6 protein-coding genes are annotated in these 4,558 nt (G+C 53.2%); all 6 read left to right on the top strand.

The features are described from left to right. Positions 1-667 (top strand): 4-hydroxy-tetrahydrodipicolinate synthase (gene dapA / locus Q7U71_08580; protein ID MDO9391813.1); only part of this gene is annotated, 667 nt, incomplete at its 5' end. A gap of 169 nt (positions 668-836) precedes the next feature. Continuing rightward, positions 837-1,640 (top strand): 4-hydroxy-tetrahydrodipicolinate reductase, encoded by an 804-nt coding sequence (gene dapB, locus Q7U71_08575; protein MDO9391812.1) that lies wholly within the window; start codon positions 837-839, stop codon positions 1,638-1,640. A gap of 20 nt (positions 1,641-1,660) precedes the next feature. Further along, on the top strand, positions 1,661-1,927 hold the full coding sequence (locus Q7U71_08570; protein ID MDO9391811.1) for a hypothetical protein: 267 nt from the start codon (positions 1,661-1,663) through the stop codon (positions 1,925-1,927). After that, entirely contained in the window at positions 1,924-2,328 is a 405-nt protein-coding gene (locus tag Q7U71_08565) for a PIN domain-containing protein (GenBank protein ID MDO9391810.1), read from the top strand. Before Q7U71_08570 ends, Q7U71_08565 begins: the two co-directional genes overlap by 4 nt. A 33-nt stretch (positions 2,329-2,361) precedes the next feature. After that, entirely contained in the window at positions 2,362-3,594 is a 1,233-nt protein-coding gene (locus Q7U71_08560) for an LL-diaminopimelate aminotransferase (protein MDO9391809.1), read from the top strand. A 63-nt stretch (positions 3,595-3,657) separates the two neighbouring features. Then, positions 3,658-4,557, top strand: a complete 900-nt coding sequence (locus Q7U71_08555; protein MDO9391808.1) for an SIR2 family protein — start codon at positions 3,658-3,660, stop codon at positions 4,555-4,557. Position 4,558 lies beyond the last annotated feature (1 nt).

The following is a 4,558-nucleotide window of genomic DNA, read 5'->3' as shown; positions in this document are numbered from 1 at the left end:
CGTTCCGGTCATCGCCGGCACCGGTTCCAACTCCACCGCCGAAGCGATCGAACTGACCCGGAAAGCCAAGGAGCTGGGCGTAGAGGGCGTGCTGCTGGTTACCCCCTACTACAACAAACCGACCCAGGAAGGGCTCTATCGCCACTATATGGCCATCGCCGATGCGGTGGAGATCCCCCAGATCCTCTACAATGTACCCGGCCGCACCGGGGTCAACCTGCTTCCCGAGACCGTGGCCCGTCTGGCGCCGCACAAGAACATCGTGGCCATCAAGGAGGCCACCGGCTCGCTGCAGCAGGCTTCAGAAGTAATGGCGCTCTGCGGCAACCAGATCGACGTTTTCTCCGGCGACGACTTCATCACCTTCCCGATGATGGCCTGCGGAGCCGTGGGTGTGATTTCGGTTCTGGCCAACATCATGCCCAAGACCGTGGGCGACCTGACCGACGCCTTCTTTGCCGGCGACCTGGCCAAGGCCCGCCAACTGCACCTGGATACGCTCAAGATCGGCAACGCCATGTTCATCGAAAGCAACCCGATCCCGGTCAAGACCGCGCTGGGACTGATGGGCAAATGCTCCGACGAGGTACGCCTGCCGCTTTGTCCCATGGGTGAAGCCACCAAGGCCAAGTTGACCACCATCATGAAAGAATACAAGCTGATTTAGTTTAACAGTTTTTTATTTGACCCTGCGGAGTGCGATTTTTTCGTCCTGGCAAGGCTGTCGAGGGATCGGGCGGAGGCGTAGCAACGCTACGCCGCACAACTGATCCCGAAGACTTACGCAGCCAGGGCGGAAAGGGCGCACTCCTACTGACATAATGGAGAGTACAGTAATGATAAAGATAGCCGTTTGCGGCGCTGCCGGGCGTATGGGCCAGCGCATCATCAATTCCATCATCGAGTCCGAAGGGGCCGCGCTGTGCGGCGCCCTGGAGCGTCCCGGCCATCCGGCCATCGGACAGGACGCCGCCCTTTTGGCCGGTTGCGGCAAGTCCGACGTGCATATCACCGACAGCCTGAATGCGGTGGTGGCCGCCTGTGACGTGCTGATCGATTTCACCTCACCCAAGGTTTCGCTGAAGAATCTGGAAGTCTGCGCGCTGCACAAGAAGTCGATCGTGATCGGCTCCACCGGCTTCACTCCCGAAGAGCGCGCCTTTGCCGCTGAACTGGCCAGGGAGATCCCGGCCGTGCTGGCTCCCAACATGTCGGTGGGGGTCAACGTCTGCTTCAAGGTTCTGAAGGACGTGGCCAAAACCCTGGGCGACGACTTCGACGTGGAGATCGTCGAGCTGCACCACAACAAGAAAAAAGACTCACCGTCAGGAACCGCCGTGCGGATGGGAGAAGTCGTGGCCGAGGCGCTGGGGCGGGACTACAACAAGGTGGCCAACTACCACCGAGAAGGGATCTGCGGCGAGCGCACCAAGGAAGAGATCGGCATGCAGACCGTGCGCGGCGGCGACATCGTCGGCGAACACACGGTCTACTTTATCGGCCAGGGCGAGCGCATCGAGATCTCCCACCGCGCCATGACCAGGGACATGTTCTCGCGCGGTTCCGTGCGTGCGGCCAAGTGGGTGGTCGGCAAGACTCCTGGTATCTATGATATGCAGGATGTGTTGGGTTTAAAGTAGGGTAGCGAAAGGTTAAGGACATGGCTACTACGTATCGTGAAAAAATAATTGCTGAGATAAACTCTTGCCCCGACTCAATTATGCCCGAACTCTATAAATGGGTTCATAAGCTTAAAAATGATGTCTTTGTGATTGCCAAAGAACAGATCGCTCCCTCATCAAAAACAAAAAAGCGGGCAAAATGGGATAATGACCCTATTTTGGGGATTGTCGGAATGTGTGAGAGTAATTCCGGTGATGGTTCATTGAATCATGACCAGAGTCTTTATGGTGCACACCGCCGATGACAACCTTTGTCGATACTGGTGCCTGGATAGCGCTCACCGACAGACGTGACACCTACCATCAAGAAGCACTTGCAGTTCAGAAACAATTTCAGTCTGCCAACACCCGTCTTGTTACATCCACCTATGTCATCAGCGAAACAATAACCTGGTTGCGCTATAACCTGGGGCACACTGTTGCCATGGATTTTGGCAACAAAATACTTGCGAGCAGTGTTGTTACCATTAAAGACATTGATAATGCACATTTTGCCAAAGCATTCGAACTTTTTAAAAAGTTCGAAGACCAAGCATTCAGTTTTACCGATTGCACCTCATTTGCTCTGATGAAGTCTTTAAAGCTGAAGCAAGCCTTTACATTTGACGCTCATTTTTCAACAATGGGATTTATTCTGATCAAATAACAATTTTTTCACGCAACAAGGAGACATTAAGTAATGGCAAAGATCAATGACAACTACCTGAAACTCAAAGCCGGCTACCTGTTCCCCGAGATCGGCCGCCGCGTGCGCGAATTCGCCGCCGCCAACCCTGACGCCAAGGTCATCCGCCTGGGGATCGGCGACGTCACCCGCCCCCTGGCCCCGGCCGTGCTCAAGGCCTTCCACGACGCCGTGGACGACCTGGCCACCACCGACAAGTTCGCCGGCTACGGCCCGGAACAGGGGTACGACTGGCTGATCAACACCATCATCGAGAAATCCTACAATCCGCTGGGCGTCTCCCTCAAGACCGAGGAGATGTTCATCTCCGACGGCTCCAAGTGCGACTGCGCCAACATCCTGGACATCTTCGCCCTGGACAACGTGGTGGCCATCGGCGACCCGGTCTACCCGGTCTACAACGACACCAACGTCATGATCGGCCGCACAGGCGAAGCCGACGATAAGGGCTATTACGCCAACGTGGTCTACATGCCCTGCAACGAGGCCAACGGTTTCATCCCGTCGCTTCCCACAAGCAAGGTGGACATCATCTATCTCTGCTTCCCCAACAACCCCACCGGCACCGTGGCATCCAAGGCCGAGTTGAAAAAGTGGGTCGATTACGCCAACGCCAATGACGCGGTGATCTTCTTCGACGCCGCTTACGAGGCCTTCATCACCGACCCGGAGATCCCGCACTCGATTTACGAGATCGAAGGGGCCAAAAAGTGCGCCATCGAGTTCCGCTCCTTCTCCAAGACCGCCGGTTTCACCGGCGTCCGCTGCGGCCTGGTGGTCGTGCCGGAAGAGGTCATGGGTACCACGGCGAGCGGCGAGAAGTACAGCTTCAACAAGCTCTGGCTGCGCCGCACCACCACCAAGTTCAACGGCGCCTCCTACCCGGTCCAGCGCGCCGCCGACGCGGTCTACTCCGACGAGGGGTGGCAGCAGACCAGGGAGATCATCGATTATTACATGGAGAACGCCCGCATCATCCGTGAAGGTCTCAAAGAGGCCGGCGTCACCTGCTTTGGCGGCGTGGATGCCCCCTACATCTGGCTCAAGACCCCGGGCGGCATGACCAGCTGGGACTTCTTCGACAAGCTGCTGACCGAATGCAACGTGGTCGGCACCCCCGGCAGCGGCTTCGGCCCGAGCGGGGAAGGGTACTTCCGGTTGTCGGCCTTCGGTCATCGCGAGAATGTGATTGAGGCGGTGGAGAGGATAAAGAAAAATTTGAAGTAGTTGAATTGAAAGGGCGTCCATTGTGGCGCCCTTTGTTTTTATAATGGCTAAAAGGATGCAAGAATGGCTGATGGCATTGAGCTTCTACCTAAAGTTCCAGACGAGATAAAGTCTGCTGTGGACACTGACACCTTGGCTGTGTTTGTTGGAGCAGGGGTGTCTAGGCTTGTGGGATGTGATGGTTGGGATGTTTTGGCCAGAAAACTAGTGCATAGATGTCACGCTGAGCACATTATAAACTATAGAGAATCTGAAACTCTATCTTGGAATTCTGACCATAAGAAAACTATAACTATCTGCTACCATTTATTCAATAATAACGGCCACGTTGATATCTTTCATGAGGAAATGAATGAATCATTAAAGGTAGGTTCTGTCATTAAAACACCCAATATTTATGATGATATCCATAAACTGAGGGGGTTGTTTATTACCACTAATGCTGACACTCACTTTGATAGATTATTTAACACTCCAAACATCCTTTATCAGCACAATGATTTCAAAGATGACAACTTGGACAAGACAAATCTGTACCATATTCATGGCTCTGTCCTGGACAGGAGTTCCCTAATTTTCACAGTCCCTTCCTATTTGCAACGATACAGAAAAAATGACTTCAGGGATTTCTTAAAGAAAATATTCAATGAATACACCGTACTTTTCTTAGGTTATGGAGTCTCAGAATTTGAAATCCTTGATTTTATACTACGAGACTCAAAAAACCCGTCTTTAGCTCCCAGGCATTTCATGCTGTCACCGTTCTACAAAGGTGAAGAGAATATCCTGGGTTACGAGCAAACGTATTACAATGACCTTGATATCAAGGTTCTCGGATATGAAAAAGATGCTAAAGGGTACGGTCAACTTGCTGAAGTCCTCAAACGGTGGAATGAGGAAATTAACCAGGTAACCGGGTTCTTACATAAAGCTGCTCAATTGATTGACGAGGCGATTGAATAGG

Source organism: bacterium, assembly GCA_030655055.1.
GTDB lineage: Bacteria > Edwardsbacteria > AC1 > AC1 > EtOH8 > UBA5202.
Note: the sequence above shows the minus strand (reverse complement) of the source record. Positions and strands in the feature narration are given on the sequence as shown.